Genomic DNA, 4,098 nt, shown 5'->3' on the forward strand with positions numbered 1-4,098 from the left:
TTAGAATGGCAGGTAATTATAAGCGAGCAATTTTTATGAATATAACAAAAATAAAAATTGTGAGCCTCTGGAAAATTTATTTTCCAGAGAGTTAATGCGAACAATTTTTATAAATATAAATAGGAGAAAAGTATGAACAAAAAAATTATTTTAACTTGTTTATTATTTGTATCATTAATTGTATCATGTAATAAACAAACACCAGCAACAACTGATACTGCAGCTGCTGCTGATTCCAACACAGAATTAACTAATTCTGTAGGCAGTGTAATATTAAGAGATGAAGGAGCTGAACCTGTTATAATAGACATGGAGAAAAAAGAGGTTATAGTTCCAGCAGAGGTAAATGGTAAATATTTTAATTCACCAACAAGACATGGTGTTGTATTTGACAGAGGTTCTAACGGAGATAAATCTGTTTTAAGAGGATTAGCTGATGAAAGAGAATTCTATCAAGCATTAATTGATATAGGAGCAGTACCAGGCAACAATTTAACTATGGAAGATATGAAATTAGAAAAAACAGTTGATGGTCAAAAACTTGATGTATTTGTTACTTGGGATGGTTTAGGAAAAGAAATTCCTTTCGCTGATATAATAAGATCTGATGATGAAAGACCTATGGATATTAGATTCGGCGGAAATTTAGAGAATGCTAAAGATAAAAGAACAGGATGCATACTATGTCTTGACAGCTGTGCAGTTGGCATAACTAGCGATGCAGCTTATGAAACTGGTGCTGTTGAAATCAAAAAAATAGGCAGATACGGAAGAGAAGATGTATTGCCTGCAGACGGTACTAGAGTTTCTGTTATATTCAGAATAGCTACAAATAATTAATAAAATAAAAGGATTGATAAGTGAAATATTTTGTTGTGTTATATAATACTTTTTTATGGGCTATGCTTATTGCTTTTATGATGTTTAAAAATGTATGGCTTGAAATGCGTGTTAATATAGGATTATGTTTTTTTGTAATATGGGCTTTATTATTTATAATATTTTCTTTTGTTAATAATAAAAAACATATTTTTAAAAAATATTTAATATTTTCGCTTATCAATCTAGTTTTATGTTTTATACTAACTTTAATAATATTATCTCCGTCAGCCATAGCATATACTCCATCTTCAATTGTAAGAGACGGTTTATTCATTTTTAGATCATTAAAGCTAAATTTAATAAATACTATATTGTCTATATTTATAATAGCAGGTATATTAATTATATCTGTTTCATCATTAATAAAGAAAAGATCATAGTAATGAAATCCAATGCTTTAATAATATTTACAAGAATACCAATCGCAGGTAAAACAAAAACTAGACTGCAGACAAAATTACTGCCGGAAGAATGTGCTGATATACATCAATGCTTTTTAAAAGATATATATATAAAAATGAAAGAACTAAAATATAATGACATTGATATTATTATATCTTATAATCCGGATGGGGATTTAAATATATTAAAAGAAATATTTTATGATGAAAAGCTGTATATAAAACAGGCAGTAAATACCCCGAATGAAAATGATAAAATTTATAATTCTATGAAAGAAGTATTTTCTTTAGGTTATAAAAAATCTATATTAATAGGAACTGATATACCTGAAATAAGCAAAGAAAATATAATTGATTCTTTTAATTTATTAAATGATAATGATTTTGTATTCGGTCCTAGTTATGACGGAGGATATTATTTAGTTGGAATGAAAGAATACAATGATGTAATAGTTAAAACTAACAGCGGTACGCTTAATAATATTTTGAATGCTATAGAGAATATTAATTTAAAATATTCAATAATAGAAAAAAGATATGATATTGATGAATATGATGATTTAATTGAATTGAGTAATAGAATAAATAATAATAAAATAGTGTTAGAAAATACAAAGAACTTTTTGAAAAGCATAGGATTTTAGGTGTGTCTGTTTCTATAATTATACCTATATTAAACGAAGAAAATATAATAGAGAGATTAATTAAAAATTTGAATGAGTTAGATGGAGAATTTGAAGTAATATTTTCTGACGGCGGAAGCAGCGATAAAACAGTTAATATAATAGAAGATATTAGTAATTATAAAATAGTTAATTCTGATAAAGGCAGAGCTAAACAATTAAATGCAGGGGCTAAAGAAAGTAAATATAATATACTTTTGTTTCTGCATGCTGATAGTATTATAGAAAAAGATGTACTAATAAAAATAGAAAATTTTATCAAAAATAATAACAAAGCAGGATGTTTAAAAATAAAATTTGACAGCAATAAAATATTAATGCGTATATGCGGATTTTTATCTAATTTAAGAGTAAGATTAAGACATATAGCATTCGGAGATCAGGGAATATTTATAGAAAGAAAATTATTTTTTGATATAGGAATGTTTGATGATATGCCTCTTATGGAAGATTATAAATTATCAATAAAATTAAAAAAAATATCCCCTATTATAAATATTAATTCATATATAATTTCATCTTCAAGACGTTTTGAAAAAAATGGAATTATAAAAACTATGATATATATGCAGAAACTTCAATATATGTTTAGAAATGGTGAAAGTATAGAAAAAATAGCTAATATATATAATAATATGAAATGAGGATTTTTTATGGAAATGCCGGATAATGTCAAAGACTGTATTCATTGTAATAGATGCGTAAAAAAATGCAGCTTTTTAACTAAATATAATATGGATTTAGAAGAGTTTTCTAAGAGAGATGATTTAGCTTATAATTGTTTTTTATGCAATGATTGTAAAATTGTTTGCCCTAAAGATATAGACGGAAATAAAATATCCTTATCTTTAAGAAGCAGTAAGGCTGATAAAGATATAGAAAATAGAAAAGAAATTGAAAAAAAATATAAATTCCTATTGTTTGAGAAAAAAGACTATATTTTTAAAAACTATAATAATATAATCAGCGAATCTGTAATATTTCCAGGCTGCAATTTTTCATCATTTTATCCTGATGCATTAAAAAATATACTAAATAAATTTAAGAAAGAATATAATATTGGTGTTATATTTGACTGCTGCGGTAAGCCTATAGCTGAATTAGGCATAACAGATTATGAAAATGATATAATAAACAAATTAGAAAAAAACATGGCATTAAATGGAATAAAAGAGATAATAACGTTATGCCCTAATTGTTATTACTTTTTAAAACCTAGAATTAATATAAAAATCATAACCATATATGAAAAATTATACGAATTAGGATTGAAATTTAAGTTAAATAATAATGATGAACAGATAAATCTTTTTATACCTTGTCCTGATAAAGAATCAAAATATATAAAAAATTCTATATTAAATATTATTGATTTAGATAAAAATCAAATTAAAGATATAAATGATATTAATTGCTGCGGACTTGGTGGTTGTGCTATCGTTAATGAAAAAGAATTATCACAAGGATTTATAGAAAAGCTGAAAAACAAAAAATTAGAAAATATATATGTGTACTGTGCAACATGTGCCGGCAATTTTAATAGAAATAATATAAAAAATATTCATCATATTTTGCTTGATATATTCAATATGGATAATTCTAAGATAAAAAATAAAACTTCTTTATTAAGCAGAGCAATGTTTAAATTTTTTAGATTATAGAAGAAAGTCTTTAGGATCGTCAAAATACTTGATTAAACTAAATATCATCAGACTTTTTAATATAGGAGTAACAGATTCATGTAAATTAATCATAAATAGTTTTACTTTTAATGATTGCAGATTTTTATACAGTTTAAGCATTTTAGCAATACCAGCACTATTTATTTCTCTTACATTTTTCATATCAAGAACAACTACAGGCATTCTAATATTACATGCTTCATCTGAATCTTCAACGAATTTTGCTATTTCTTCGGAGGAGCTTAAATTAGCTTCCATAACTATGGATATGTATTCATTATAAAATTCTATAGCCAAAATACAATCCTTTATTAAAAAGTATTGCGTAAAAAAGAATGTGGGCAGGGAGGGATTCGCACCCCCGTAGACTCACGTCGGCAGATTTACAGTCTGCTGCCATTGACTGCTCGGCCACCTACCCATATTAATTTGAAAACGTAAAAGCATAAT

The 4,098-nt window shown here is 25.8% G+C and carries 6 protein-coding genes and 1 tRNA gene; 5 read left to right on the top strand and 2 right to left on the bottom strand.

Annotation, left to right across the window (positions count from 1 at the left end; all coding sequences use genetic code 11):
* The first annotated feature begins 132 nt into the window (after nucleotides 1–132).
* The 5 genes from Q0J90_RS04420 to Q0J90_RS04440 are packed head-to-tail and all read left to right on the top strand — an operon-like array spanning nucleotide 133 to nucleotide 3,627.
* Entirely contained in the window at nucleotides 133–840 is a 708-nt protein-coding gene (locus Q0J90_RS04420; RefSeq protein WP_297276756.1) for a YdjY domain-containing protein, read from the top strand.
* A 20-nt stretch (nucleotides 841–860) separates the two neighbouring features.
* Nucleotides 861–1,262: a hypothetical protein gene (locus tag Q0J90_RS04425; RefSeq protein WP_297276757.1), complete on the top strand. Its 402-nt coding sequence runs from the start codon at nucleotides 861–863 to the stop codon at nucleotides 1,260–1,262.
* A 2-nt stretch (nucleotides 1,263–1,264) separates the two neighbouring features.
* Nucleotides 1,265–1,927 (top strand): TIGR04282 family arsenosugar biosynthesis glycosyltransferase, encoded by a 663-nt coding sequence (locus Q0J90_RS04430; RefSeq protein WP_297276758.1) that lies wholly within the window; start codon nucleotides 1,265–1,267, stop codon nucleotides 1,925–1,927.
* Nucleotides 1,928–1,929: 2 nt separating this feature from the next.
* Nucleotides 1,930–2,610 (top strand): TIGR04283 family arsenosugar biosynthesis glycosyltransferase, encoded by a 681-nt coding sequence (locus tag Q0J90_RS04435; RefSeq protein ID WP_297276759.1) that lies wholly within the window; start codon nucleotides 1,930–1,932, stop codon nucleotides 2,608–2,610.
* Nucleotides 2,611–2,619: 9 nt separating this feature from the next.
* Complete coding sequence (locus Q0J90_RS04440) at nucleotides 2,620–3,627, top strand: (Fe-S)-binding protein (RefSeq protein ID WP_297276760.1); 1,008 nt, start codon at nucleotides 2,620–2,622, stop codon at nucleotides 3,625–3,627.
* Here the strand turns inward: Q0J90_RS04440 and Q0J90_RS04445 are convergent.
* Together Q0J90_RS04445 and Q0J90_RS04450 are read right to left on the bottom strand one after the other, a co-directional pair.
* Complete coding sequence (locus Q0J90_RS04445) at nucleotides 3,622–3,945, bottom strand: STAS domain-containing protein (RefSeq protein WP_297276761.1); 324 nt, start codon at nucleotides 3,943–3,945, stop codon at nucleotides 3,622–3,624. The two genes, Q0J90_RS04440 and Q0J90_RS04445, sit on opposite strands and share 6 nt — an antisense overlap.
* A 41-nt stretch (nucleotides 3,946–3,986) precedes the next feature.
* Nucleotides 3,987–4,069: transfer RNA gene (locus Q0J90_RS04450), tRNA-Tyr, on the bottom strand.
* Nucleotides 4,070–4,098 lie beyond the last annotated feature (29 nt).

Source organism: uncultured Brachyspira sp. (assembly GCF_944390595.1).
In the GTDB taxonomy this organism is placed as follows: domain Bacteria; phylum Spirochaetota; class Brachyspiria; order Brachyspirales; family Brachyspiraceae; genus Brachyspira.

Coding starts and splice junctions, on each gene's coding strand:
- Q0J90_RS04420 (WP_297276756.1), top strand. CDS start 133: ATGAACAAAAAAATTATTTTAACTTGTTTATTATTTGTATCATTAATT.
- Q0J90_RS04430 (WP_297276758.1), top strand. CDS start 1,265: ATGAAATCCAATGCTTTAATAATATTTACAAGAATACCAATCGCAGGT.
- Q0J90_RS04440 (WP_297276760.1), top strand. CDS start 2,620: ATGGAAATGCCGGATAATGTCAAAGACTGTATTCATTGTAATAGATGC.